This window comes from Ponticoccus litoralis, from assembly GCF_039769985.1.
Lineage (GTDB): Bacteria > Pseudomonadota > Alphaproteobacteria > Rhodobacterales > Rhodobacteraceae > Ponticoccus > Ponticoccus litoralis.
Genome location: NZ_JBDNCH010000002.1, coordinates 1,380,027 through 1,406,322, shown reverse-complemented (window position 1 = coordinate 1,406,322; position 26,296 = coordinate 1,380,027). Strand labels below are relative to the sequence as shown.

Genomic DNA, 26,296 nt, shown 5'->3' with positions numbered 1-26,296 from the left:
CCGGCTTTAGCGCGGGCGGGGCGGCTTGTGTAGAGGGGCCGGTCATCAGGGCCGTTGAATGCCCGCATCATGCTTTCGCATTTGACGTCGGGGCGAAACGGGTGAAAAAAGGTCAGATATGCAGACCTGAAAGGCCCCGCCATGGATCGCCAAGCCCCCCTTATCACCCCCGTCCTGCTGGTCGGCTGCTTTATCATCCTCGTGTCTTTCGCGGTGCGGGCCAGCTTTGGCGTCTTCCAGATCCCGATCGCCGAGGAATTCGGCTGGGCGCGGGCCGAGTTCAGCCTTGCCATCGCGATCCAGAACCTGGCCTGGGGCATCGGGCAGCCGCTGTTCGGCGCGGTGGCCGAGAAGGTCGGCGACCGCAAGGCCATCGTGCTGGGCACCGCCTTCTACGTGGCGGGCTTGCTGCTGTCAGCGATGTCCGAGACGCCCTTCGCCATGCAGGCACTGGGAGGTGCTGGTGGGCTTCGGCATCGCGGGCACCGGGTTCGGCGTGATCCTGGCGGTCGTGGGCCGCGCCTCCTCGGACGAGAACCGGTCCATGAGCCTGGCCATCGCCACCGCCGCCGGATCGGCGGGGCAGGTCTTTGGCGCGCCGGTGGCAGAGGCGCTTCTGGCCGTCATGCCGTGGCAGGGGGTCTTCGTGGTCTTCGCCGCCGCGCTGGTCGCCATGCTGGCGACCCTGCCGCTGATGAAGTCGCCCGAGGCCGCCAGCAAGGCAGAGCTGCAGGAAGGCATGGGCACGATCCTCGGCCGGGCGGCGCGCGACCCGTCGTTTACGCTGATCTTCCTCGGCTTCTTCTCCTGCGGCTATCAGCTGGCCTTCTTCACCGCGCATTTCCCGGCCTTCGTGACAGAGATGTGCGGCCCGATCCTGCCGGGCGGTATGCTGCACGGGCTGGGGATCACCACGACCTCGGCCCTGGGGGCGGTGTCGATCTCGCTGATCGGGCTGTTCAACATCATGGGCACGCTGCTGGCGGGCTGGCTGGGCAAGCGTTACACCAAGAAATACCTGCTGGCGGGCATCTACACCCTGCGCACCCTCGTGGCGGCGGCCTTCATCATGCTGCCGATCACGCCAACCTCGGTGCTGGTCTTCTCGGCGGTGATGGGGGCGCTCTGGCTGGCGACGGTGCCGCTGACCTCGGGCCTTGTCGCGCATCTTTACGGCCTGCGTTACATGGGCACGCTTTACGGGATCGTCTTCCTCAGCCACCAGATCGGCGGCTTCCTCGGCGTCTGGCTGGGCGGGCGCTTCTACGATATTCACGGCGATTACACGATGGTCTGGTGGATCGGCGTGGGCGTCGGTGCCTTCAGCGCCATCGTGCACCTGCCGGTGCGCGAAAACCGCCCGGCCTCGGCGGTGCAGCCCGCCTGAGCCCGGTTGTGACCCGGTCCGGGCCGCGACGCGATAGCCCGGCGCGGTCGGGCGCGGCGGCTGTCAGCCCGGGCAGGCCGGGATCGGAGGGGCTGGCTGTCGCGGCTCGGGCCCTGCGGTTGCGCGGCGAAGGCCGGCCCTGCCCCGCGGTCAGCCTGCCCGCCATGTGTCGAGGATATGGCGGGCGGTCATCAGGTCCAGATGCGCGCCGCCGCCGTTCTTGCACAGCGTGATCTCGTCGTCGCTTTGCCGTTCGAAGCGGTCGAGGTCGTAGAAATCCGCGCGGATCGCGTCGCGGGTGATGGCGCCCGAGGCCAGCGGGATCTTCAGCTCGCCGATATGGTCCACCGTGGTGGCAAGGCTGTCGACGTAAAGCGTGGCGCGCTGCAGGGCGGTATCGTCGGCCTCGCGCATGTCGGGGCGGTAGGCGCCGATCAGGTCGACGTGCTGGCCCGGTTGCAGCCAGTCCCCCTTCAGCACGGGGTCCGTGGACATGGTGGCAGAGCCGATGATGTCGGCCCCGGCCACAGCCTCTTCGAGGTCTTCGGCCCATGCGATGCCGTGGTTTTCGGCAAAGGCGCGGGCCTTGTCCGGCGTGCGGTTCCAGACGGTAAAGCGCGCCTGCGGGAAGGCCGCGCCATAGGCGGCGATCAGCGAGGCGCCGACGGTGCCCGCGCCGACGATCAGGATCTCGCGGCTGTCGGGCCGGGCCAGTCGGCGCGCCGCCAGCAGGCTGTCCCCGGCGGTCTTCCACTTGGTGACCAGGTGGAAATCGACCACCGCCACAAGCGCCCCGTCCGTATCGTCGAAAAGGTTCACCGCCCCGCCGACCATCGGCTTGCCCTCTGCGGGGTTGCCGGGAAAGACCGTCGCGGCCTTCACCGCCAGCCCCAGCCCGTCGATCCAGGCCGAGCGGTTCAGCAGCGTGTCCTTGCCGCGATAGAGAAAGACGTCGGCGATCTCTGCCCGGGGGCGCCGGTGGCCCTCTGCCGGGGCATCGGTCAGGGCCAGCCAGTCGAGCCGCTGTTCGCCTTCGTCGAAGGAGATGATCGTGGTCATGTGGTCTCGCTTTCCGTCAGAAGTCTGCCGCCCGTCGGCCATGCGGCCCGGCGCCCGGGTCCGGTAGACAGGGGGTTTTGCCTGCCGCGTGCCCCGGTGTCCCCGGCGCAGAACAGGACGTTGCCCGGCAGGCCGGTTGCCTGCGGCGCAGGGGCAGGGGCCGCCGGGGTGGCCTTGGCCGCGCGCCCGTGCCCGGTGGGGAAGGCCCGGGCGATTGCGGACGGGCAGGGCGGGGCGCTGTCCCGTGTGCCGGTGCCAAGGTCGGGCAGCGCGTCGACCGGCCCGCGCGCGGCGCAGGGGGCGCGCGACAGCCGGACCGGGCCCGGGGTCATTGCGCCGCCTTTGCCGCCTGTCGCACGGCGTTTTCCAGCGCGTTCAGAAAGCGGCTGCGGTCGGCCTTGGTGAAGCCCTTGCCGCCGCCCTGCCGGAACGGGTCGGCGGCGCGCAGGTCGGCCATCAGGTCGCGCATGGCCAGCTGCTGGCCGATGTTGCGCGCGTCCAGCACCGATCCGTCGTGCCGCAGCACCTGCGCACCCGCCGCGACGCATTTCGCCGCCAGCGGCATGTCAGAGGTCACCACTACGTCGCCGGTCTTGGCGCGGTCGGCGATCCACATATCGGCCACGTCCGGCCCGTCGGGCACGATCACCGTTTCGACCAGCGGATTGCGCGAGGGGCGCAGCCCGCCGTTCGACACCAGCTTCAGCGGCGTCTTGTGGCGGGTCGCGACCCGTTCGGCCTCTTCCTTCACCGGGCAGGCATCGGCGTCGACATAGACCACCATGGCTCAGCCCAGCAGAGCCTCGGCATGGAAGGCGACGTGCTCTTCCATGAAGGTCGAGATGAAGAAATACGAATGGTCATAGCCCTTCTGCATGCGGAAGGCGCCGTCCTGCCGCCGCTGCACCATGGCCTCTGCCAGGGTCTCGGGTTTCAGAAGGTCGAGGAACTGGTCCTCTGTCCCCTGATCGATCAGGACCGGGCCGTCGAAGCCCTTTTCCGCCATCAGCAGCGAGGAATCATGCGCCCGCCATGTCGTCTCGTCGGCGCCAAGGTAGGCCGCGAACTGCTTGCGGCCCCAGTCGCTGGCGGTCGGGTTGGCGATCGGCGCGAAGGCCGAGACGCTGGCAAAGCGGCCGGGCAGCGACATGGCAAGGGTCAATGCCCCGTGGCCGCCCATCGAGTGGCCGCTGATCGCCTGCCGGTCGAGGTCGACGGCAAACTGTTCACCCAGCAGCGCGGGCAGCTCTTCGGCGACGTAGTCCCACATGCGGAAATGCGGCTTCCAAGGGTCCTGCGTGGCGTTGACGTAGAAGCCCGCGCCCTGCCCAAGGTCATAGGCATCGTCGTTGGCCACGCCTTCGCCGCGCGGCGAGGTGTCGGGGAAGACCAGCGCGATGCCATAATCCGCCGCCCAGGCCTGCGCGCCGGCCTTGGTCATGGCGTTCTCATGGGTGCAGGTCAGGCCCGAAAGATACCACAGCACCGGCACGGGCACATGGCGCGCCTCTTCCGGCAGGAACAGCCCGAAGGTCATCTCGCCCCCGGTGGCCTTCGAGGCATGGGAATAGACGCCCCGGACCCCGCCAAAGCACGCGTTTTCGGATATGGTCTGCATCGGTCCTCCGGGCGCGGCGTTCCGGGCCGCGCTGACTGGATTGGTTGTCACGGCGCGCAGGGCACCGGGTTCACGCGCCGTACCGTGCCATGAAGGTGTCGACGGCGCCATCCACAATCCGGGCGATTTCCGGCTTCGACGGCATGTCGCGCACGCCGAACAGCAGCTTGATCCAGATATCCGCCTTGCACAGCTCGGCGAACTGGTCGGCGGCCAGCTCGAGGTCGTCGATCCTGACCTCGCCGCGCTGCACCGCGGCCTCCAGATAGCCGACGAGCGCGCCGTGCATCAGCTGCGGCCCGCTCTGGTAGAACTGGCGGCCCAGCTCGGGGAAACGGTCGGCCTCTGCCACGCAGATGCGGAAGATCCGCTGGCCCATCTCGGAATAGATGAACGACAGGAAGTGATGCGCGGCCTTGGGCAGCACCTCGCGCGGGGGGCGGCTGAGGTCGATGGACAGCATCGCCTCGTCCGCCTGACGGCAGCACTGGCTGGAGGCGACTTCCATGAACAGCAGCCGCTTGTCCGGGAAATAGCTGTAAAGGGTGGCCTTGGATACGCCAGCCTCGCGCGCGATGTCGTCGACGCTGGCACCTTCAAAGCCGTCGCGCATGAAGACCTCACGCGCGCCGTCCAGTACCTGCTCGAACTTGCGCCCTTTGCGGACGACAGCCTCTGCGGTCATGCAGACCCTCCTTTGACCGGACCGACTATAAACCGTTCAGTTCAGACCGGGCAAGGAGCCCCTTACCGGCAAAGCGCGGTGTCGGTCGTTGTGCAGCCCTGGGTCGAAACGTCCGGATGTGCCACCGGTTCCGGAAAGGTCAGTTCGGGCAGGTTGATCGGGCTGGCGGTCGCGGCAAGCGGAAGGGCAAGCGCAAGGGCGGCGGCGGTAAGGATACGGGTCATTGTCTGTCTCCAATATAAACTGAACCGTTCTGTCCAGTTATCTAAACCGATCAGTTCAGAATGCAAGGGGGCTGACGGATTGCCGCATTGCGGCAAAGGTCGGATATCCGGGCTTGCAGTTCCCGCCTCTCTCAGTAGATTAGAATCATTCTAATCCGAGGCCCCAGCCATGTTTTCGATCTATCGCCGCCGCATCGACGACCTTTCCGAGCAGGAAATCCTCGCGCTCGCCATTTCCTCGGAAGAGGACGACGCGCGCATCTATCGCAGCTATGCCGCGCGCCTGCGCGACGACTACCCCGACACCGCGCGGGTCTTCGACGGCATGGCCGCCGAAGAGGACGGCCATCGCGGCCAGCTGATCGCCCTGCACCAGAAGCGCTTCGGCGAGGTGATCCCGCTGATCCGTCGCGAACATGTGGCGGGCTATTACGCGCGGCGCCCGGTCTGGCTGGTGGAAAACCTCTCGCTGGAGCGCATTCGCGAAGAGGCGCAGGCTATGGAGCAGGACGCCGAACGCTATTACCGCGAGGCGGCGAAGCGGGTGAGCGATGCGGGCACGCGCAAGCTGCTGGGCGATCTCGCCGCGGCAGAAGCGGGCCACGGGCACACGGCAGAGCGGCTGGCGGTCGAGCACCTCGGCCCCGACGCGCGAGAGGCCGAGGGCCGGGCCGAGAAGCGGCAGTTCGTGCTGACATGGGTCCAGCCGGGGCTGGCGGGGCTGATGGACGGTTCCGTCTCGACGCTGGCGCCGATCTTCGCGACGGCCTTTGCCACGCAGGACACCTGGACCACCTTCCTGGTGGGGCTGGCCGCCTCTGTCGGCGCGGGCATCTCGATGGGCTTCACCGAAGCGGCCTCGGACGACGGGGCGCTGTCGGGTCGCGGCTCGCCGGTCAAGCGCGGCATCGCCTCGGGGGTGATGACGGCGGTGGGCGGGCTGGGCCATGCGCTGCCCTACCTGATCCCGCATTTCTGGACAGCCACCACGGTGGCGCTGATCGTCGTCTTCATAGAGCTTTGGGCGATTGCCCGGATCCAGAACCGCTTTATGGAAACGCCGTTCTGGCGGGCCACCTTCCAGGTCGTTCTGGGCGGCGCGCTGGTCTTTGCGGCGGGCGCGTTGATCGGCAGCGGATAGGGACATCGCGGGACACCTTGCGGGGATGTGCGGCCAGCCCCACGACCGCGCGGGGCTGCGGCGCTTGCCCGGTGCGGCGGGACTGGGTAATGGTTCAAAGGTCTTATCATCCGGTTCGGGAGGAGCCGTTGACCCTGTCCAGACCCGCCGCGCAGGGGCCAGCCGCATGAGGCCTGGCCGCTGCCTTCTTGTTCTTGGCCTGTTGTGGCTTGCGGGATGCGCGCCGGTCCCCGGTGCGGCCCCGACAGGGGCGGGCGGCAAGGGCCTGCTGTCCGGTGCCGTCGACGGGGCCGCGGCGCCGAAAGCGGCGAAACCGCTGCTGCGGCTGACATTGGCCGGGGGCGACGTGCCCGTGGTCCCGCCCGAGGGCTACTGTATCGATCCCAAGTCCCGCAGGGGCGGCGCGCAGCGGGGCTTTGCCGCCATCGCCTCTTGCCGCATCCTGACCGGCGGACAGGTGGGCGGCTATGTCGAGCCGGTGCTGATTACCGTCGCCGCCGGATCGCGCGGCACGGCGGAGGACCTGCCCTCGCCGGAGCTGCTGGCCAAGGCCCGCCGGGCGCCGCTGCTGTCCGGCAGCCGGACGCCGGATGCGGTCATTGCCCATCTCGGGCAGGGCGGCGCGGCGATCCTGCCCGGCGGCGACCCGAAGCACTGGCGCACCGTCTTCGTGCTGGACGACCGGCTTGTCGGGGCGGCGCTTTACGCGCCTGCGGGCAACCCCATGGCGGGACCGGAGGGGGCGGAGCTGCTGATGCGGCTGAAGGCCCGGATGGCTGCAGAGGTGGCGAAACCCGCGACGCCCAAGGCAGCGCCCGGGGCGGCCCCCAAGGCAGCACCCGGGGCAGCACCCGGGGCGACAGCGCCTCAGCGCAGGAAACGCGGCCTCTTCGCCGGATTGACGCAGCGGTGAGCCCTTCACGGCGCGGAAAGACCCGGTTGCTATATCCGGCCCGTCCCGGCGCCTTGCACTTGTCGACGGTGCCGGGCATTTGCTTTAGTGGTTTCCGATATGGAAACAAATGACGGCTTGCCGGGAAACGGACGCGCGGGGCGATGACGAAGCAGCAGGGATGGATCGACCGGGCGGTCTTTGCCACGGGCCTCAGGCGCTGGACCCGCGCCGCGCGCGAGGCGCGCGAGGCCGACCTGCCCGTCCTGCGGCGCCAGCGCGCCCGCGCCCGCCGCCTGCGCAGCCAGCTCGACGCCCTGATCCATGTCGCGGAGGAACGGCTGGCGCTGCCGCTGATCGGCAATCAGGCCTTTCCCAGCCCGCCGGATTCGGACTGGGCCTGGCGCCCGGAACTGTGGTGCGGGCCGCTGCCGGTGGGCGGCATCTCTTCGGTGCCGTCGAACAGTTCGCTGGGCCGCGAGGCGACCCTGTTCCACGATTGCCAGCACTCTGAAATGACCCTGCGCCAGATCCGCAACCAGCGCGAGGCGGACCTTGCCGCCTACGGGTTGCGGCTGGACGTCTTCCGCTTCGACGGGTCCTACCTGTCGCTGGCCGTCGACCTGCCGGAGCACGTCGGCCACGGGCTGAAGCGCGACCACCTGATCCGGGTGCGGACCATCGTCGAAATGGAAAAGCCGCTGGAGATCTTCGCGCGGCTCAATATCAAGCATGGCCCCAATACCGAACAGATCGTGCGCGAGCTGCCGCTGGGCGCCGAGTCGGTCGAGGTGGAATTCGACCTCGCCTACACCCGGCTGAACGAAAAGCGGGTCGAGCGCCTGTGGCTCGACCTGATCTTCGAGGGGCCGGAGATGAACCAGGTGATCCTGCGCGACCTGACCTTCAGCCGCCGCAAGCGGGCCGCCTTGTGAGAGGGACCAGATGAGCGCCTATACACTGACCAAGACACGTTTCCCGGAAGGCGTGTGGGAGGGGCTGCTGGTGGCCTCGGAGGATGGCGCCCCCGCCCCCGAGATCGCGGTGACCCTGCACGACAAGCCCGTCGGCGGCGTCACGGTGACCGAAACCACAAGCGCCGGTCGCTGGGCGGTCGAGGTGCCGGTACCGGTGCAGGCGGTGGGGGACGGGGTGCAGACCTTCCTGATCACCGACGCCCGGGCAGGGGGTGCTGGACAGCTTCACCCTGATCGCCGGAGAGGCGCTGGCCGATGACATCCGCGCCGAAGTGGACCTGCTGCGGGCAGAGCTGGACATGCTCAAGCGCGCGTTCCGGCGGCATTGCCCGGAAACCACCTGAGACGCGGCAGGCGGGCCGGTCGGGACCGCGCCGGACGGGCCGCCGGGGCCGCGTGACCGCGCAGCCATGCGCCCCTGTCGGCGCGATGCCGGGACAGGGCGAATGGTCGGGCGCCCCGCTGGTCCGATTGCGCAGACCCCCGATCCGTGCCGCTAGGCCGATGCCCTGTTTCGCAAGCCGCAGGGACAGCCCCGGCGCCACCCGGTACGGCGCCGCCCCCATCCCGCCCCATTGACCCCGGCGCCCCGCGGCGTAGTCTGCGCCCAGTCACCGCAGGAGCCGCCATGAATCCGACGCGCGCGATCGCGCTGAAACTGACCTCGGTTGTGCTGTTCACCATCATGGCCTCGCTGATCAAGGCGACCGCCGATGTGGTGCCAACCGGCGAAGCGGTGTTTTTCCGCAGCTTCTTCGCGATGCCGGTGATCGTTGGATGGCTGTGGATGCGCGGCGACCTCAGCACCGGGCTGAAGGCAAAGTCCTGGGGCGGCCACAGCTGGCGCGGGCTGCTGGGGGTCTCGGCCATGGGCTGCAACTTCGCCGCCCTTGGCCTGCTGCCCCTGCCCGAGGTCACGGCCATCGGCTTTGCCGCGCCGATGCTGACGGTCTTCGCCGCCGCGGTGCTGCTGGGCGAGCGCCTGCGCCTGTTCCGCACCGCCTGCGTGCTGCTGGGGCTTGTCGGCGTCATGGTGGTGCTGTGGCCGCGCCTGTCGCTGGACAGCCTCGAAGGGGCGGCGCTGTTCGGCGTGATGCTGGTGCTGGCCTCGGCGGCCCTGCGGGCGCTGGTGCAGGTGCAGATCCGGCGCATGATCCAGGTCGAGGAAACCTCTGCCATCGTCTTCTATTTCTCGCTGACGGCGACGCTGTTCTCGCTGCTCACGCTGCCCTTCGGCTGGGTCTGGCCGGCGCCATGGGCACTGGCCATGCTGGTGGCCTCGGGGCTGATTGGCGGGGTGGCGCAGATCTTCCTGACCTCGGCCTACCGCTTTGCCGGGGCATCGGTGGTGGCGCCCTTCGACTATGCCTCGATCCTCTTCGCCATCGTCTTCGGCTGGGTCTTCTTCGCCGAGGTGCCGACGCCCATGGTGATCCTGGGCTCTTCGATCGTGGTCGCGGCGGGCGGCCTGATCATCTGGCGCGAACGCCAGCTGGGCCTGCGGCGCGGGCAGGCGCGTTCCAACATGACGCCGCATGGCTGAGGCGCCCGGGCTTGGTGGGCCGCAGTGGGGCTGCCCCCCAAGCCCCGGGGCCTGACGGGAAGCCGACTGCGGCGGGCCGGTCCCGCAACGGCGGTTGGTGTGACAGATGCGCGACACGACCGGTCCGCGACCGCCGGGGGCGTGGCGGGGTTTCCTTGTTTCAAAGGGGGCAGCGGGGCGGGGCCTAGAGGTCCAGCGCCTCCGCCGCGACATAGGCCGGTCGCAGCAGCGAGCGGCGGAAGCGGCCCAGCGGGAAGCGCCCGGGCGGCTGGCTGAGGAAGGTGGGGCAGTCTGCCGGGGGCTCGCCCCGGACCATGGCGGCGACGCTGGCGCCCGCATGGGTGCCCATGGCAACCCCATTGCCGTGAAAGCCCATGGCGGCAAACAGGCCGGGGGCCTCGGGCACGGCACCGACGAAGGGGGTCAGGCTGCGCATCAGGCAGACCAGCCCGTCCCATTCATGGGTGATCTCCACGTCGCGCCAGGCGGGAAACAGGCGGTGAAAATGCTGGCGGATGCGGCGGCTGAGGCTGGCGCGCTCGCGCCGGGTGGCCCGCAGCCCGCCGCGCATGCCAAAGAGAAAGCGGCCCTCGGGCAGCATGCGGAAGTAGTGCAGCAGGACGCGTGAATCGTAAGCCATGCGGTCGCTTGTCCAGCCCTGCGCGGCGCGCTCGCCGTCGGTCAGCGGGCGGGTGACGATGACGCTGGACTGCGCGGGCAGGTAGCGCCCGGCCAGCCAGTCCGGCAGGTCCTCGGAGGAATAGCCGTTGGTGGCAAGGATCACCCGCCGGGCGGTTATGCGCCCCGTGGGCGTGGTCAGGTGCCAGCGCCCGCCTTGCGGCGTGAGGGCCGTCACCGGGCTGTCCGAGTGCAGCCCGGCCCCGGCGGCGCGGGCCGCCACCGCCAGCCCGGCGTGATACTTGCGCGGGTTCAGGGCAAAGCCGAGCGGCAGGTGCAGGGCGCCGTGCCGGTGCCGCCCAGCCCGTGGTCCGCAAGGGCCTCGGGCGGGATCAACAGGGGCGTGACGCCATAGGCCCTTGCCAGATCCGGCATCTCTGCCCGCAGGGCCGCAAAGGCGCGGGGCTTGTGGGCCAGCAGGACTTCCCCGTCCGAATGGGTATCGGCGTCGATCCCGAAGCGGTCGATCAGGGCGCGGGCGCGGGCGACGGCGGCCTTCTCGGTCCCGGCCCAGGCCTGCGCGGCGCCGGACCCGAAGCGGCGCTCGATGGTGGCGGGCGAGGCCTTGGCGCCGCCGAGGCAGCAGAAGCCGCCATTGCGGCCCGAGGCGCCGTAGCCGGGATGTTCGGCCTCCAGCACCGTCACGGCGGTGCCGGCTTCGGCCAGATGCAGCGCGGCGGAGAGGCCGGTGAAGCCGCCGCCGATCACCGCGACCTCGGTGCCGGCATCGCCCTCGGGGCGGCCCCAGTCGGCGGCGGGCAGGGTGCCGGCCCAGTAGCAGGCGCCCTGCGGCCCGTAGGCCGCCGGTTCGTAGAGGCGCCGCATGTCAGCTGGTCCGGACGGCGGCCTGTTCCTCGCGCGCGCGCTGGACGGCGCTGCGCTTGGAAATCAGCGAGGCGGTGATCACGCCGACCGTGACGATACCGATCATGATGGTCGACAGCGCGTTGATCTCGGGGCTGACCCCAAGGCGGACGGCGGAGAAGACCTTGATCGGCAGGGTCGTGGCGCCGGGGCCGGTGGTGAAGGAGGCGATCACGAGGTCATCGAGCGACAGCGTGAAGGCCAGCAGCCAGCCCGAGATCACCGCGGGGGCGATGATCGGCAGGGTCACGAGGCGGAAACTGTCGAAGGGCGAGGCGCCAAGATCCAGCGCAGCCTCTTCCAGCGACATGTCGAAGCTGGCAAGCCGCGAGGAGACCACCACCGAGACGTAGCACATGGCGAAGGTGGTATGGGCAAGCACGACCGTCAGCACGCCGCGATCCAGCCCGATGCCGATGAACAGAAGCAGCAGCGACAGGCCGGTGATGACCTCGGGCATGACGAGCGGGGCGTAGATCATGCCGGAAAACAGCGTGCGCCCCGGGAAACGGCCCGCGCGGATCAGCACATAGGCCGCCATGGTGCCCAGCACCGTGGCCAGCGTCGAGGAAAAGAAGGCGACGCGCAGGGTGACCCAGTGCCGCGTCGAGGAATTCCTCGTTGCGCAGGAGTTCCCCGTACCACTTGGTCGAGAAGCCCGCCCAGACGGTGACAAGGCGGGAGGCGTTGAAGGAATAGACGACCAGCAGCACCATGGGCAGGTAGAGGAAGGCGAAGCCCAGCGTCAGCGAGGTTGTGTTGAACCACGAAAAGCGTCTCATGCGCGGCCTCCGTCGCAGGGGGCTCTGCGCCCGCCCTGCGGGCTCCCCCGGGATATTTCGGGACAGAAGAAACGCGGGATCATTGGTCGGCCTCCCGGGCCTTTTCCTCGGAGCGCTGGAACAGGACGATCGGGACGATCAGGATCAGCAGCAGGATCACCGCCACGGCGCTGGCGACGGGCCAGTCGCGGTTGGAGAAGAACTCCTCCCAGAGGACCTTGCCGATCATCAGCGTGTCGGAGCCGCCCAGAAGCGAGGGGATGACGAATTCGCCGAGCGCCGGGATGAAGACGAGGAAGCAGCCCGCGATGATGCCGCCCCGCGACAGCGGCACGGTCACCAGCCAGAAGGCGGCGAGGCGCGAGCAGCCGAGATCTTCGGCGGCCTCGAGCAGGCTGGAGTCGAGCTTTTCCAGCGCCGCGTAGATCGGCAGGATCATGAAGGGCAGGTAGGTGTAGACGATGCCGATGTAGACGGCGGTATTGGTGTTCAGGATGGTCAGCGGTGCGTCGATGATCCCGAGGCCCAGCAGCAGCTGGTTCAGCGTGCCGTCGGTCGAGAGGATCCCCATCCACGAATAGACGCGGATCAGGAAGGAGGTCCAGAACGGCAGGATCACCAGCATCAGGAGTGTCGGGCGCCATTCCGGCGCCGCGCGGGCCATGCCGTAGGCCATGGGGTAGCCCACCGCGAGGGTCAGCAGCGTCGAGATCAGCGCGATCTTGAGCGAGGAAAGATAGGCCTTCCAGTAGAGGTCATCGGTGGCGAGGAAGGTGAAGTTCTCGAAGTCGAGCCCGGCAAAGAAGGTTGCGATGCCCTGCCACCCGGCGGAAAGGTCGAGTTGCGGCATGTAGGGCGGGCGCGCCAGGGCCACGTCCGACAGCGAGATCTTCAGCACGATCAGGAAGGGCACGAGGAAGAGCGCCAGCAGCCAGAGATAGGGCAGGGCGATGAGGGTGAGGCGGCGCATCACTGTGGCCTCACTCTTCCAGGACCACGCCGGCGGTGGCGGTGAAGCCGACCCAGACCCGGTCTTCCCAGGTGATGTGGCGCCGTGCGATGCGCGTGGCATTGACCATCTGCGCCTTGACCATCGTGCCGCCCGCGATCTCGACATGGTAGGTCGAGACATTGCCGAGGTAGCCGATGTCGATGACCTTGCCTTCCAGCGTGTTGGCGCGGTCGGGGCGCTCCCGTGCGATGGTCAGCTTTTCCGGGCGCAGCGCCAGCACGACCGGCTTGCCGTCCAGCGCGGGGTCGCCATTGGTGGAGATCAGCGGCGGCTGGCCCTCGGCCCAGTGGATCTCTATCCCGCCGGCGGCGATGCCGGGGTCGGTGGCGGGCGGCGCGGCCTCGGCGCTTTCCTCGGCGCTGGGCGGCGGAAGCTGGCGGGGTTGGTCGGCCAGTGGCCTCGCGCTTGCCGAGGATCGGCTGCAGCAACGTATCGTGCAGCCATGCGCCCATGGCATTGGGCTGGGCGCGGGGTGTGTCGGGCTGCGGCGCGGGCGCCGTGGCGGCCGGGGGCTCGGGGTCCGGCGGAGGGGCGGCGGGTGCGGGGGCCGTTGGGCGGGCCTTCGCGGTGCCGCGGATCAGGTTCACGTCGCCGATGAAATCCGCCACGTAGACGGAAGTGGGTGCCTCGTAGATCTCGGCGGGGGTGGCGACCTGCACGATGCGCCCCTCGTCCATGACGGCCACGCGGGAGGCGACGGTCATCGCCTCTTCCTGATCGTGGGTCACGATGATGAAGGTCGTGCCGGTCTTTTCCTGGATGTCCATCAGCTCGAACTGGGTCTCTTCGCGCAGCTTCTTGTCGAGCGCGCCCAGGGGTTCATCCAGAAGCAGCAGCTTCGGCGCCTTGGCGAGCGAGCGCGCCAGCGCCACGCGCTGCCGCTGGCCGCCCGAGATCTGGTGCGGTTTGCGCTTGGCGAAGCGGTCCAGCCGGGTCAGGCGCAGCATTTCTGTCACGCGGGCGTCGATCGTCTCTTTGTCCTTGCCCTCGCGGCGCAGGCCAAAGGCGATATTGTCGTAGACCGACAGATGCGGGAACAGCGCGTAGCTCTGGAACATCATGTTCACCGCGCGCCGGTTCGGCGGGACGTGGCCGATGTCCTGCCCGTTCAGCAGGATCTGGCCCTCTGTCGGTTCCTCGAAGCCCGCGAGCATCCGCATCATCGTCGTCTTGCCGCAGCCCGAGGGGCCGAGCAGGGCGAAGAATTCGCGTTCGTAGATGTCCTGCGTGAGGTTGTCGATTGCGGTGAAGTCGCCGAAGCGCTTGGTGACATTCCGGAACTGGATCAGCGGCTTGGCATCCGGGTCGGTCCAGGGGGCAAAGACGGTGTCGGCCATGGGGTCTTTCGCTGGAAGGAAGGACCCGCGCGCCGTGGGGCGCACGGGCCGGGAAGGGGCGTCAGGTGCCGGACTTGATCCTGGTCCAGAGGCGCGTCAGGTTGCGCTGCTCGCGCGGCGGGAAGGGCGTGACGGTGTAAAGCGTCTCGAGCGCCGCCTCGTTGGGGTAGATCGCGGTGTCGCCGATCACGTCCTCGACCAGGAAGTCCTGCGAGGCCTTGTTGCCGTTGGCGTAGTAGACGTAGTTCGACGCCGCGGCCATGTTCTCGGGGTCCATGATGAAGTTCAGGAAGGTATGCGCGGCGTCCGGGTTCGGCGCGTCGACCGGGATGGCCATCTGGTCGAACCACATCAGCGCGCCTTCGACCGGTGCGTTATAGGCGATCTCGACGCCGTTGCCGGCCTCGGCGGCGCGGTCGCGGGCCTGCAGGATGTCACCGGACCAGCCGAAGGCCACGCAGATGTCGCCGTTGGCCAGAGCGTTGATGTATTCGGACGAGTGGAACTTCTGGACATGGGGGCGGATCGCCATCAGCACCTCTTCGGCCTTGGCCAGCGCCTCTTCGTCCTTGCCGTCCGGATCGGCGCCCGCGTAGGTCAGGGCCGCCGGGATGATCTCTGTCGGCGCGTCCAGCATGTGGATGCCGCAGGCGGCCAGCTTTTCCGCATTCGCCGGGTCGAAGATCAGCGCCAGGCTGTCGATGGGCGCATCCTCGCCCAGCACGTCCTGCACCTTGGCCAGGTTCACCCCAAGGCCGGTGGTGCCCCACATGTAGTTGATGGAATATTCGTTGCCGGGATCGTAGGTCGCCGTCCGCTTGGAGATCACGTCCCACATGTTGCCCGCGTTCGGCAGCTTTTCCATATCCAGCGGCTGGAAGGCGCCCAGGGTGATCTGGCGTTGCAGGAAGGTGCCGGTGGGGACCACCACGTCGTAGCCGGAGCCGCCGGCGAGCATCTTCGTTTCCAGCACCTCGTTCGAATCGAAGACGTCGTAGATCAGGTCGATCCCGGTCTCTTCCTCGAACTTGGTCAGCAGGTCTTCGTCGATGTAGTCGGACCAGTTGTAGACACGCACTTCCTCTGCCCCGGCCACAGAGGCCAGCAGGGCGAGGGCGGCAGTTGCCGTCGTCAGGGTCTTGGTCATTGCGTTCTCCCGTTGGTGGCGGGGTCTTTGGCGCCCCGTCCCCGGATTTGATCATAAGTTGCGTAAGCTGGCAACTTCGGCGATGTTTCCACGGGTGACGAACCGGCGCAAGAGCGCGGCGCGCAGGGGCGCTGAAGCGAGAGGCAGATGGCGGAAAAAGCGACAGAGACAGCGGGGCGGGCAGGCCCCCCGGCGCATGAGCGGGTCTATCGCGACCTGCGCGAGATGATCCTGTTCGGGGCGCTCATGCCCGGCGAGGCGGTGACCATCCAGGGCCTGGTGGAACGCACCGGCGCGGGCATGACCCCGGTGCGCGAGGCGCTGCGCCGATTGACCGCCGAGGGCGCGCTGCGGGCGTTGGGCAACCGCCGCATCGCGGTGCCGGTGCTGGACCGCGCCGCGGTCGAGGAGCTGACCGAGGCGCGGCTGGCGCTGGAGCCGCGGGTCGCCGCGCGGGCGGCGCTGCGGGCCGGGCCGGGGGATGTCGCGGCGCTGACCGCGATCGACGCGCGGCTCGACTCCGCCATCGCGCGGGGCGACATCGAGGCCTACCTGCGCGAGAACCACGCCTTTCACGCCCGCATGAACGCGGCGGTCGGGGCGCCGATCCTGACGGCGATGATCGAAACGCTGTGGCTGCGGTTCGGGCCCTCGTTGCGGACGGTCTGCGGGCAGTTCGGGACGCGGCAGTTGCGGGACATGCACAAGGATCTGATCGCGGCGCTGGCGGCGCGGGATGCCGGGGCCGCGGCGGCGGCGCTGGAGGGGGATGTGCGGCAGGGGATGGACCTGATCGCGGCGGCGCTCTGACCCCGGGGCGGCGTCCCTCTGTCCTGCGGACATTCGGCCCGCCCGCCCCGGCGATCCCCCTTGCGGCAGCCTGCGGGGCAGGGCGGCGAAACCGGGCCTTGGCGAAGCGCCGAAAACGGTGATTCGATTGACAGTGCGGAATTTGATCATATTCTGCGCGCCAAACCCGCAAAGGAGTGCCCGATGACCCTTTTGACCGCCAATTCCCCGACCGCAGAGCTTCAGGCGCTGGATGCGGCGCACCATATGCATCCCTTCACCCACGGGCAGGAGCTGGGCGCCAAGGGCGCCCGGGTGATCACCCGGGCCGAGGGCTGCTGGCTGACCGACAGCGATGGCAACCGCATCCTCGACGCCATGGCGGGGCTGTGGTGTGTGAACGTGGGCTATGGCCGCAAGGAACTGGCCGAGGTGGCGGCGAGGCAGATGCAGGAACTGCCCTTCTACAACACCTTCTTCCAGACCACCCATGTCCCCGCCCTGAACCTTGCCGCCAAGCTGGCGGAACTGGCGCCGGGCGACCTGAACCACGTCTTCTTCGCCGGTTCGGGGTCCGAGGCGAACGACACCAACCTGCGGATGGTGCGCACCTACTGGGCCGAGAAGGGGCAGCCGCAGCGCGACGTGATCATCTCGCGCTGGAATGCCTATCACGGGTCTTCGGTCGGCTCGGGCAGCCTTGGCGGGATGAAGGGCATCCACATGCAGGGCGGCCTGCCGATCCCCGGCGTCCACCACATCGACCAGCCGAACTGGTGGTCCGAAGGCGGCTACAGCACCCCAGAGGCCTTTGGCCTTGAACGCGCGCGGGCGCTGGAGGCGGCGATCCTGGAAATCGGGCCCGACCGCGTCGCGGCCTTCATCGCGGAACCGGTGCAGGGCGCGGGCGGCGTCATCGTCCCGCCGGAAACCTACTGGCCCGAGGTGCAGAAGATCGTCGACAAATACGGCATCCTGCTGATCGCCGACGAGGTGATCTGCGGCTTTGGCCGGACCGGCGAATGGTTCGGCTCGCAGACCATGGGCATCCGTCCCGACATCATGACCGTCGCCAAGGGCCTGTCGTCGGGCTACATCCCCATCGGCGGCTCGATCGTCTCGGACGAGGTGGCCAGCGTCATCGGCAACACCGAGTTCAACCACGGCTATACCTACTCGGGCCACCCGGTCGCCTGCGCGGTCGCGCTGGAAAACCTGCGCATCATCGAGGAGGAAGGGCTGGTGGAGAAGGTCCGCGACGACACCGGCGTCTACCTGCGCGAACGCTTCGAATCGCTGACCGATCACCCGATGGTGGGCGAGGCGAAGATCGTTGGCATGATGGGGTCCATCGCCCTGACCCCGCAGAAGGAAACCCGCGCGCCCTTCAAGGCCGAGGCCGGGACGGTCGGCTTCAAGGTGCGCGAGCGCTGCTTCGCCAACAACCTGATCATGCGCCATGTGGGCGACCGGATGATCATCTCTCCGCCGCTGGTGATCTCGCGCGAGGAAATCGACACGCTGATCGAGCGCGCCTGGCAGAGCCTCGACGAGGGCTATGCCGCGGTGAAGGCGGAAGGCCTGTTCGAACCCGCCTGAAGACGGCGCCGCAATTTCGGCGCGATTGCCTGTCAGGGTTGAAACACGCGGCGCCTCCGGTCCTTCCGGGAGCGCTGTCTTGAATGGATCGGGACGGATTGGATGACTCGGATTGCGGTACTGGTAGACGGGGACAACCTGTCTGCCGACTATGCCGACCACATATTGAAACTGGCAACTGTGCATGGACGGATCGACGTTGCGCAGGTTTATCTGAACGCGGCACGACCTTCTGACTGGCTGTCGGCCCCCGGCTATCGCGCGGTACACGCGGGCACCGGCAAGAATGCCAGCGACCTGCTGCTTGGGCTCGATGCGTTGGAACTGGCGCTTTCCTGCGGCATCGAGGGGTTCGTGATCGCCAGTTCGGACGGGGACTTCGTACACCTCGCGCAGCGGCTGCGGTATCACGGTCACAGCGTCCACGGTATCGGCCAGACAAAAGCGCCGATGGGCTTCCGCAGGGCCTGCAGCACCTTCGCAGTCCTCCCGCCGCTCTTGACGACGAAGGCCGGCGCGGACGCGATCACCGAGGTGGACCGCAACGCCCGAGCCCTGATCCAGCGTAACAGCCGGGGCGGGCAGGGCATGCGTATGGCAGACTTCGGCGTGCAGATGAGCAGGGAATTCGGGGCGCGGGTCAGCCAGATGCCGGAACGGACATGGCGCGCCTACCTGTCTGCCCGCCCGGCACTGTACAGCGTCGGGCCGAAAGGACCCGACGCCATGGTGCGCTTCCTTCCGGAAGGCTTCGCCCTGCAATAGCAAGGCCCCGGGTCTCAGGTCACCCGGTGCGGGGCGCCGGTGGCCATGTTGGTGCCGATATAGGGCTGTTTCGCGCCCTTCCACGCGCCAAAGCCGCCCTCCAGATGCGCGACGCGGGCCATGCCCGCCTCGATGGCCGCGCGGGCGACCTTTTCCGACCGCACGCCAGAGCCGCAGTGGAAGACGATGCGCTTCTCGGACTGGCCGGGCAGGGCGTCGGCCTTGAAGAAGGCCATGGGCATCAGCAGGGCGCCCTCGATATGTTCGAACATGTATTCCTGCGGGGTGCGGACGTCGATGACGACGATCTCGCCCTCGGCGAAGGCCTGGGCCACCTCGTCGACGGTCCAGGTTTCGAGGATGGATTGTCCGACTTCTTCGGTCTTCATGGCTGTCTCCTTCAGAAGCTGTTCGCGGGGATCTTGAAGTAACTGGTGCCGTCGTCTTCCGGCGGCGGCAGCTGTCCGGCCCTCAGGTTGACCTGAAGCGCGTGCAGCATCCGGTCGGGCAGGGTCAGCGTGGCGTCCCGTTTGTCGCGCAGGGCACAGTAGTCGGCGCGCGAGATGCCGCCGCCGAGGTGCTTGTTGTGGGTGCGGTGTTCGGCCACCGTGGCTTCCCACGCCGGATCGCTGCGGTCGCCGACGGGCGGGTAATCGTGGCCGACGAAGAGGCGCGTATCGTCGGGCAGAGCGAGAATCGCCATGAGCGAATCGTACAGCTCGGAGGACGAGCCGCCGGGAAAATCCGCCCGCGTGGTGCCGCTGTCCACATGCATGAAGGTGTCGTGCACGAAGGCCGCGTCGCCCATGACATAGGTCACCGATCCCAGCGTATGGCCCGGCGACAGCATCACGCGGACCTCGATCTCGCCCAGCATGAAGGTCTCGCCGTCCGCGAACAGGCGGTCGAAATCCGCCTCGACGTCGAAGGCCTTGGGCAGGTTGTAGATGCCACGCCACAGCCCGGCGATCTCGCGGGTTTTCTCGCCGATGCCATTGGGGGCGCCGGTCTGCCGTTTCAGCCAGTGCGAGGCCATCATGTGATCGGCATGGGGGTGCGTGTCGAGCACCCGGGCCACCGTCAGCCCCCGGTCGCGCACGAAGGCCAGCACCTCTTCGGCGCTGTCGGTGCGGGTGCGGGCGCTTTGCGGGTCGAAGTCGAGCACCGTGTCGATCAGCGCTGCCTTGCCGGTCTTCGGGTCGGCGGCGACATACATGATGGACCCGGTGTCCTTGTCGTAGAACCCGGTGACTTCAGGAGATCCTGCGCCGGTCGCGGCGCTGGTGCGGGTGAACATGACGTACTCCGGTCCGTTTCGCATTCTCTGTATTGAATGTGAAGCAGGGATTTTGGTTCCCTGCAATGCGAAATTCCGGTTTGTCGCTCGGCGGCGCGCGCCGTTGCTCAGCTGTGGCCGACCGCGTCCCGCTTCCGGGGCGCGGCGGGTCTGTTCGGCTCAGGCGCGGTGGCGTACCGCGGATACCGTACCGGAACCAGGTCTTTGCGAAATCCTCGCCATACATGGCGGAAATGCACTCGTAGGTTATGCGCGGAACCAGCATCGTTCCCTCCTTTGTTATGCGCTAACAGAATTATTAACGCAGGAAAGTGTCCGAGGGTATAAGACTTTTGTTCAAATCTTGCGTCAGGCTGCGGATTGCACCGAAACATTCCGTGACGCGACCCGTTCCAGAATCAAGAGGCCCCTGCTAGGTCTTGTGGAATGAATAACCATAGCCCCAATATGCGCCCGGAGATCCGGCAGTTGGACGAGGCGGCGATCAACCGGATCGCGGCGGGCGAGGTTGTGGAACGGCCCGCCTCTGCCGTCAAGGAGCTGGTCGAGAACGCCATCGACGCCGGGGCCCGGCGCATCACCATAGAGATCGCGGACGGCGGCAAGACCCTGATCCGGGTCACCGATGACGGCTGCGGGATGACCGGACAGGACCTGCCGCTGGCGCTGTCGCGCCATGCGACCTCGAAGATCGACGGGTCGGACCTGCTGAACATCCACAGCTTCGGTTTCCGGGGTGAGGCGCTGCCCTCGCTGGGGGCCGTGGGCCGGCTGACGCTGCAAAGCCGCGCCGAGGGGCACGAGGCCGCGTCCCTGTCCGTCGAGGGCGGGCATCCGGGTGCGGTGAAGCCCTGCGCCCTGAACGGCGGCACGGTCGTCACGCTGCGCGACCTGTTCTTTGCCACCCCCGCGCGGCTGAAATTCCTGCGCAGCGACCGGGCCGAGATGCAGGCGATTTCCGACATCGTGAAGCGGCTGGCCATGGCAGAGCCCTCGGTCGGCTTCACCCTGAAAGACGTCTCTGGCGGGGCGGATCGCGTGACCTTCCGGGTCGATCCCGAAACCGGCGACCTTTTCGACGCTCTGCGCGGGCGGCTGTCGCGAATCATGGGCACCGAGTTCACGGAAAACGCCCTGCCCATCGACGCGGAGCGCGAAGCCGTGCGGCTGACCGGCTACGCGGCGCTGCCGACCTATTCGCGCGGATCGGCGGTGGCGCAGTATCTCTTCGTCAACGGGCGCCCGGTGCGGGACAAGATGCTGATCGGCGCGCTGCGCGGCGCCTATCAGGACTTCCTGTCGCGCGACCGCCACCCCGCCGTGGCGCTTTTCGTGGATTGCGAGCCGCACCGGGTCGACGTCAACGTGCATCCGGCCAAGTCCGAGGTCCGCTTTCGCGAGCCGGGCGTTGTGCGCGGGTTGATCGTCTCCGGCCTGCGGCACGCGCTGGCAGAGGCCGGGCACCGCGCCTCGACCACCGTGGCAGGCGCGACGCTGGGCGCCATGCGCCCCGAGGCCCCGGCAGAGCCGCGCGTCTACCAGATGGACCGCCCCGCGCCGGGCCGCTGGTCGCCGCCCGTGCCGCCCTCTGCCGCCGCGCGAGAGGCGGCCTTTGCCGCGCAGGCCCCCGGCTTTGCCGAGATGCAGGCCGACTGGTCCGCCCGCGTGGTCGAGCCAGAGCCGGAAGAGGCCCCGCCCACCGCGCTGCCGCTGGGGACCGCGCGCGGGCAGGTGCATGAGAATTACATCATCGCCCAGACCGCCGACGGCATGGTGATCGTCGATCAGCACGCCGCGCATGAACGGCTGGTCTACGAGAAGCTGAAGCGCCAGATGGCCGAGAACGGTGTCGCCGCGCAGGCCCTGCTGATCCCCGAGATCGTGGAACTGTCATCCGACGACGCGGGCCGCCTGCTGGCCGTGGCCGAGGATCTGGGGCGCATGGGCTTCACGCTGGAACCCTTCGGCGCGGGGGCGGTGGCAGTGCGCGAAACGCCCGCGATCCTGGGCGAGGTCAATGCGCAGGCGCTGATCCGCGACATCCTCGACGAGCTTGACGACACAGGGGAAACGGCGCTGGTGCAGGAGCGGCTGGAGGCGATCCTCAGCCGCGTCGCCTGCCATGGCTCGATCCGCTCGGGCCGCCGGATGCGCGCCGAAGAGATGAACGCGCTTCTGCGCGAGATGGAGGCGACGCCGCATTCCGGCCAGTGCAACCACGGGCGTCCGACCTACGTGGAACTGAAGCTGGCGGATATCGAGCGGCTGTTCGGGCGCACATGATCCGGCTGGGCACCTTCGAGGTTTCTCTGGAAGATCCCCTGACGCTGGCGGCGCTTGGCCTCGCCCTGCTTGTCCTGTTCCTGCTTTGGCGCGCAGCGCGGGCGGCGTCGCGCTCTGCCCGGATGATCGAGGCGTTGACGCAGCAGACCGGCACCATGGCGCATCGGGTGCAACGGCTGTCCGACGGGCAAGAGCGGTTGGCGGGCGGGTTACACCATGTCTCCGAGGGGCAGGCCAGCAGCCAGACCGCCATGCTGCAACTGATGGAGCAGCGCCTTGCCGAGGTGCAGGAGCGCATGGCTGAGAGCCTGCACGGCACATCCCGGCGCACCGCCCATTCGCTGGGCGAGCTGCGCGAGCGGTTGCAGGTGATCGACAAGGCGCAGGCCAATATCACCAAGCTGTCGGGCGACGTGCTGTCGCTTCAGGACATCCTGTCGAACAAGCAGACGCGGGGCGCCTTCGGTGAAATCCAGCTGAACGACATCGTCGCCAAGGCGCTGCCCTCGGACAGCTATACGCTGCAGGGCACGCTGTCGAACGGGCGGCGGGCGGATTGCCTTATTCACCTGCCGCAGCCCCCGGGCCCCATCGCCATCGACGCCAAGTTCCCGCTGGAAGGCTATGAGGCGCTGCGCAGGGCCGACAGCGACGAGCGCCGCCAGCGCGCGGCGCAGGGGTTCCGGCTGGCGGTGCGCAAGCATCTGCGCGACATCGCCGAACGCTACATCATCGAGGGCGAGACGGCGGACGGCGCGCTGATGTTCCTGCCCTCCGAGGCGGTCTATGCGGAACTGCACGCGCATTTCCCCGAAGTCGTGCGCGAGGGGTTCAACCTGCGGGTCTGGATCGTCTCGCCGACAACCTGCATGGCGACGCTGAACACCATGCGCGCGATCCTCAAGGACGCGCGGATGCACGAGCAGGCGGGTGCGATCCGCAAGGAGCTGCACCTGCTGTCCGAGGACGTGGACCGGCTTTCGACCCGCGTCGGCAACCTCGACCGGCATTTCGGGCAGGCTTCGCGCGATCTGGAGGAAATCCGCATCAGCGCCGACAAGGCGGGAAAGCGGGCGCGGCGGCTGGACAACTTCGACTTCGAGGATCTGGCGCCCGAGACGCGGAGCGTCTTGCCCGCGACGGCGCCCGGAGAGTAGCCCGCGCGACCCGGGGGGAGACAGCGCGCCAGTCTCTGCTACCATGACAGACAGAATCACGCAGCCGGATCGTGGCAAGCTGTTCGAATCCCGAGGGGTTTCCCGACGGGATTGGCGGCTGTAGCCACGGCAAGAGCGAAACAATCTTGCGTGGGATGCCATTGGGAGGTGGTAATGTTTAAGGTTGAACTATTGCCATGCGTCTGACGCATGGAGGCTATGCGCGACACCGGCTGCCGCTGCGACAGGCTGGCTGCTAGGACAGGATCCAGCAATGATCGGTCTGGGGAGGCGCGCTGGTCAGCTGACTCCTCCCGATTCCACAAAAAGTATGGTTTAAGGCTAAACCATAAATTGCGCAGAATGCGCGAAAGGGAAGAGGACACATGAAAGACACCCCTCAGGACATCGACCCGACCGAAAGCCAGGAATGGCAGGAGGCCATCGAGGACGTCATCATGCGCGACGGTCCGGACCGGGCGCATTTCCTGCTGGACAAGGCGGTGCAACAGGCGCGCGCGGCGGGCGCGATGCTGCCCTTCTCGGCCACCACGCCCTACCAGAACACGATCTCGCCCGATGACGAGGTCGAGGTCCCCGGCGACACCGAGATGGAATGGCGCATCCGCACCATCAACCGCTGGAACGCCATGGCCACGGTGGTCAAGCGCAACAAGGAAAGCAGCGAATACGGCGGCCACATCGCCTCTTTCGCCTCGTCCGCCGCGCTGTACGACATCGGTCTCAACCATTTCTGGCGGTCCAAGTCGGCGATCCACGGCGGCGACCTGGTGTTCTTCCAGTGGCCACGTGATCCCCGGCATCTACGCCCGGTCCTTCATGGAAGGCCGCCTGACCGAAGAGCAGATGCTGAACTTCCGCTCCGAGGTCGCGGGCGAGGGGCTGTCCTCTTACCCGCACCCCTGGCTGATGCCGGATTACTGGCAGTTCCCGACCGTCTCGATGGGCCTTGGCCCGCTGATGGCGATCTATCAGGCGCGGTTCATGAAGTACCTCGAGAACCGGGGCCTGATCGAAAAGCAGGACCGCAAGGTCTGGGCCTTCCTCGGCGACGGCGAGATGGACGAGCCCGAAAGCCTTGGCGCCATCCACCTTGCGGCCCGCGAGGGTCTCGACAACCTGATCTTCGTGGTCAACTGCAACCTGCAACGCCTCGACGGCCCGGTGCGCGGCAACTCGAAGATCGTGCAGGAGCTCGAAGGCAACTTCCGCGGTTCCGGCTGGGACGTGATCAAGCTGCTGTGGGGCCGGGGCTGGGATGAACTGCTGGAGCAGGACACCAGCGGCAAGCTGCGCCAGCTGATGGATGAAACCATCGACGGCGACTACCAGACCTTCAAGTCGAAGGACGGCGCCTATATCCGCAAGCATTTCTTCGGCAAGTACCCCGAGACCGCCGAGCTGGTGAAGGACTGGACCGACGACCAGATCTGGGCGCTGCGCCGGGGCGGTCACGACCCGAAGAAGGTCTACAACGCCTTCCTGCGCGCCACCAAGGCCAAGGGTCAGCCCACCGTCCTTCTGGTCAAGACCGTCAAGGGCTACGGCATGGGCACCGCCGGTGAGGGGCAGAACACCACCCACCAGCAGAAGAAGATGCAGCTGGACCAGCTGAAGGCGATGCGCGACCGCTTCAAGATCCCCGTCACCGACGAGGAACTGGAAAAGGACATCCCCTTCGTCACGCTGAACAACGCGCAAAAGGCCTATATGGCCGAGCGGCGCAAGGAGCTGGGCGGCGCCTTCCCCAAGCGGGAAACGGAATCGCCGAAGCTGGAGATCCCGCCGCTGGAGACCTTCAAGAAAGAGCTTCAGTCCTCGGGTGAGCGGGAATTCTCGACCACCATGGCCTTCGTGCGCATCCTGACGACGCTGCTGCGCGACAAGAAGATCGGCAAGAACGTTGTGCCGATCGTGCCGGACGAAAGCCGCACCTTCGGGATGGAGGGGCTGTTCCGCTCTGTCGGCATCTACAATCCGAAGGGGCAGCTTTATACCCCCGAGGACCGCGAGCAGATGTCCTACTACAAGGAATCGGCGGACGGGCAGGTGCTTCAGGAAGGCATCAACGAGGCCGGCGCCATGGCCGACTGGATCGCGGCGGCAACCGCGTATTCCAACCACGGCGTGCCGATGATCCCCTTCTACATCTACTACTCGATGTTCGGCTTCCAGCGGATCGGCGACCTGGCCTGGGCCGCAGGCGACAGCCGCGCGCGCGGCTTCATGCTGGGCGGCACGGCGGGGCGGACCACGCTGAACGGCGAGGGCCTGCAGCACGAGGACGGCCACAGCCACATCCTTGCCAGCACCATCCCGAACTGCATCACCTATGACCCGACCTTCAGCTACGAGGTCGCGGTGATCGTGCAGAACGGCATGAAGCGGATGTATCAGGATCAGGAGGACGTCTTCTTCTACCTGACCCTGATGAACGAGAACTATCACCACCCGGAAATGCCGATGGGCGCCGAAGAGGGGATCCTGAAGGGCCTCTACCGCATGTCCAAGGTGGCGAAGCCGGGCAAGAAGCACGTCAACCTGATGGGCTCGGGCACGATCCTCGTTCAGGCGCTGCAGGCGGCCGAGATGCTGAAGGAAGACTTCGGCGTCACCTCGGACATCTGGTCGGCGACCTCGTTCAACGAGTTGGCGCGCGACTACCAGGATTGCGAACGGCACAACCGCCTCAATCCCTTCGCCGAAGAGCGGGTGCCCTACATCACCCAGACCCTGACCAATGTGTCCGGGCCGATCATCGTCGCCACCGACTACATGAAGAACTACGCCGAGCAGGTGCGCGGCGCGGTCAAGCAACGCTTCACGGTGCTGGGCACGGACGGTTTCGAGCCGCTCTGACAGCCGCGTGAACCTGCGCCGCTTCTTCGAGGTGGACGCAAACCACATCGCGGCGGCGGCCATGGTCGACCTGTTCCGCGAGGGCGCCGTCTCCGAGAAGGACCTGCAGGCGGCCCTGAAGAAATACGACATCGACGGCGGCAAGCCGAACCCGCGGCTGAGCTGATCGGGACTGGAGGA

At 67.7% G+C, this 26,296-nt stretch carries 21 protein-coding genes and 5 pseudogenes; 12 read left to right on the top strand and 14 right to left on the bottom strand.

Annotation, left to right across the window (positions count from 1 at the left end; genetic code table 11):
• Window positions 1–141: 141 nt before the first annotated feature.
• Window positions 142–1,387: pseudogene (locus ABFB10_RS08015) on the top strand (MFS transporter).
• Window positions 1,388–1,537: 150 nt separating this feature from the next.
• On the opposite strand, the gene ABFB10_RS08010 reads toward ABFB10_RS08015, so the two are convergent.
• The 5 genes from ABFB10_RS08010 to ABFB10_RS07990 form a co-directional block, all read right to left on the bottom strand.
• Window positions 1,538–2,446: an ornithine cyclodeaminase family protein gene (locus ABFB10_RS08010; RefSeq protein WP_347166115.1), complete on the bottom strand. Its 909-nt coding sequence runs from the start codon at window positions 2,444–2,446 to the stop codon at window positions 1,538–1,540.
• Window positions 2,447–2,774: 328 nt separating this feature from the next.
• Complete coding sequence (locus ABFB10_RS08005; protein ID WP_347166114.1) at window positions 2,775–3,230, bottom strand: YaiI/YqxD family protein; 456 nt, start codon at window positions 3,228–3,230, stop codon at window positions 2,775–2,777.
• 3 nt (window positions 3,231–3,233) lie between these two features.
• Window positions 3,234–4,064: an S-formylglutathione hydrolase gene (gene fghA / locus ABFB10_RS08000; protein WP_347166113.1), complete on the bottom strand. Its 831-nt coding sequence runs from the start codon at window positions 4,062–4,064 to the stop codon at window positions 3,234–3,236.
• Between the two features lie 70 nt (window positions 4,065–4,134).
• Complete coding sequence (locus tag ABFB10_RS07995) at window positions 4,135–4,749, bottom strand: TetR/AcrR family transcriptional regulator (protein WP_347166112.1); 615 nt, start codon at window positions 4,747–4,749, stop codon at window positions 4,135–4,137.
• A gap of 62 nt (window positions 4,750–4,811) precedes the next feature.
• Complete coding sequence (locus tag ABFB10_RS07990) at window positions 4,812–4,973, bottom strand: hypothetical protein (protein WP_347166111.1); 162 nt, start codon at window positions 4,971–4,973, stop codon at window positions 4,812–4,814.
• A gap of 169 nt (window positions 4,974–5,142) precedes the next feature.
• Between ABFB10_RS07990 and mbfA the strand changes: the two genes are divergently transcribed.
• The 5 genes and pseudogenes from mbfA (at window position 5,143) to ABFB10_RS07965 (ending at window position 9,526) form a co-directional block, all read left to right on the top strand.
• On the top strand, window positions 5,143–6,114 hold the full coding sequence (gene mbfA / locus ABFB10_RS07985) for an iron exporter MbfA (RefSeq protein WP_347166110.1): 972 nt from the start codon (window positions 5,143–5,145) through the stop codon (window positions 6,112–6,114).
• Window positions 6,115–6,280: 166 nt separating this feature from the next.
• On the top strand, window positions 6,281–7,027 hold the full coding sequence (locus ABFB10_RS07980; protein WP_347166109.1) for a dihydroxy-acid dehydratase: 747 nt from the start codon (window positions 6,281–6,283) through the stop codon (window positions 7,025–7,027).
• Window positions 7,028–7,170: 143 nt separating this feature from the next.
• Entirely contained in the window at window positions 7,171–7,941 is a 771-nt protein-coding gene (locus tag ABFB10_RS07975) for a DUF6478 family protein (protein ID WP_347166108.1), read from the top strand.
• A 10-nt stretch (window positions 7,942–7,951) separates the two neighbouring features.
• Window positions 7,952–8,327 (top strand): annotated as a pseudogene (locus tag ABFB10_RS07970) (hypothetical protein).
• Window positions 8,328–8,611: 284 nt separating this feature from the next.
• Complete coding sequence (locus ABFB10_RS07965; protein WP_347166107.1) at window positions 8,612–9,526, top strand: DMT family transporter; 915 nt, start codon at window positions 8,612–8,614, stop codon at window positions 9,524–9,526.
• A 184-nt stretch (window positions 9,527–9,710) separates the two neighbouring features.
• On the opposite strand, the gene ABFB10_RS07960 is transcribed toward ABFB10_RS07965, so the two are convergent.
• The 7 genes and pseudogenes from ABFB10_RS07960 to ABFB10_RS07930 form a co-directional block, all read right to left on the bottom strand.
• Window positions 9,711–10,460, bottom strand: coding sequence for an NAD(P)/FAD-dependent oxidoreductase (locus tag ABFB10_RS07960; protein ID WP_347167966.1), 750 nt, complete (start codon window positions 10,458–10,460; stop codon window positions 9,711–9,713).
• Window positions 10,457–11,029: an NAD(P)/FAD-dependent oxidoreductase gene (locus tag ABFB10_RS07955; protein ID WP_347166106.1), complete on the bottom strand. Its 573-nt coding sequence runs from the start codon at window positions 11,027–11,029 to the stop codon at window positions 10,457–10,459. Before ABFB10_RS07955 ends, ABFB10_RS07960 begins: the two co-directional genes overlap by 4 nt.
• A gap of 1 nt (window position 11,030) precedes the next feature.
• Window positions 11,031–11,850 (bottom strand): annotated as a pseudogene (locus ABFB10_RS07950) (ABC transporter permease).
• A gap of 79 nt (window positions 11,851–11,929) precedes the next feature.
• Entirely contained in the window at window positions 11,930–12,820 is an 891-nt protein-coding gene (locus ABFB10_RS07945) for an ABC transporter permease subunit (RefSeq protein ID WP_347166105.1), read from the bottom strand.
• 10 nt (window positions 12,821–12,830) lie between these two features.
• Entirely contained in the window at window positions 12,831–13,319 is a 489-nt protein-coding gene (locus ABFB10_RS07940; RefSeq protein WP_347167965.1) for a TOBE domain-containing protein, read from the bottom strand.
• Between the two features lie 100 nt (window positions 13,320–13,419).
• A pseudogene (locus tag ABFB10_RS07935) lies at window positions 13,420–14,199 on the bottom strand (ABC transporter ATP-binding protein); the annotation flags it as partial.
• 61 nt (window positions 14,200–14,260) lie between these two features.
• Complete coding sequence (locus ABFB10_RS07930; RefSeq protein ID WP_347166104.1) at window positions 14,261–15,346, bottom strand: polyamine ABC transporter substrate-binding protein; 1,086 nt, start codon at window positions 15,344–15,346, stop codon at window positions 14,261–14,263.
• Between the two features lie 147 nt (window positions 15,347–15,493).
• On the opposite strand from ABFB10_RS07930, the gene ABFB10_RS07925 reads away from it, so the two are divergent.
• The 3 genes from ABFB10_RS07925 to ABFB10_RS07915 all read left to right on the top strand — a co-directional run bounded on the left by ABFB10_RS07925 (window position 15,494) and on the right by ABFB10_RS07915 (window position 18,499).
• Complete coding sequence (locus tag ABFB10_RS07925; protein WP_347166103.1) at window positions 15,494–16,156, top strand: GntR family transcriptional regulator; 663 nt, start codon at window positions 15,494–15,496, stop codon at window positions 16,154–16,156.
• Window positions 16,157–16,339: 183 nt separating this feature from the next.
• On the top strand, window positions 16,340–17,734 hold the full coding sequence (locus tag ABFB10_RS07920; RefSeq protein WP_347166102.1) for an aspartate aminotransferase family protein: 1,395 nt from the start codon (window positions 16,340–16,342) through the stop codon (window positions 17,732–17,734).
• A gap of 102 nt (window positions 17,735–17,836) precedes the next feature.
• Window positions 17,837–18,499 (top strand): NYN domain-containing protein, encoded by a 663-nt coding sequence (locus ABFB10_RS07915; protein WP_347166101.1) that lies wholly within the window; start codon window positions 17,837–17,839, stop codon window positions 18,497–18,499.
• A gap of 14 nt (window positions 18,500–18,513) precedes the next feature.
• Here the strand turns inward: ABFB10_RS07915 and ABFB10_RS07910 are convergent, their stop codons facing one another.
• Together ABFB10_RS07910 and ABFB10_RS07905 are read right to left on the bottom strand one after the other, a co-directional pair.
• Complete coding sequence (locus tag ABFB10_RS07910; protein WP_347166100.1) at window positions 18,514–18,888, bottom strand: rhodanese-like domain-containing protein; 375 nt, start codon at window positions 18,886–18,888, stop codon at window positions 18,514–18,516.
• Window positions 18,889–18,899: 11 nt separating this feature from the next.
• On the bottom strand, window positions 18,900–19,796 hold the full coding sequence (locus tag ABFB10_RS07905) for an MBL fold metallo-hydrolase (protein WP_347166099.1): 897 nt from the start codon (window positions 19,794–19,796) through the stop codon (window positions 18,900–18,902).
• A gap of 426 nt (window positions 19,797–20,222) precedes the next feature.
• Here ABFB10_RS07905 and mutL point away from each other — a divergent pair, with 426 nt between their 5' ends.
• From mutL to aceE, 3 genes and pseudogenes are all read left to right on the top strand, one after another.
• A complete protein-coding gene (mutL, locus tag ABFB10_RS07900; protein WP_347166098.1) occupies window positions 20,223–22,079 on the top strand; it encodes a DNA mismatch repair endonuclease MutL in 1,857 nt (618 codons plus the stop codon).
• Window positions 22,076–23,236 carry a DNA recombination protein RmuC gene (locus tag ABFB10_RS07895; protein ID WP_347166097.1) on the top strand — a complete coding sequence of 387 codons (1,161 nt, stop codon included), beginning with the start codon at window positions 22,076–22,078 and terminating at the stop codon, window positions 23,234–23,236. Before mutL ends, ABFB10_RS07895 begins: the two co-directional genes overlap by 4 nt.
• A gap of 386 nt (window positions 23,237–23,622) precedes the next feature.
• Window positions 23,623–26,282: pseudogene (gene aceE, locus ABFB10_RS07885) on the top strand (pyruvate dehydrogenase (acetyl-transferring), homodimeric type).
• The last annotated feature ends 14 nt before the right edge of the window (window positions 26,283–26,296 follow it).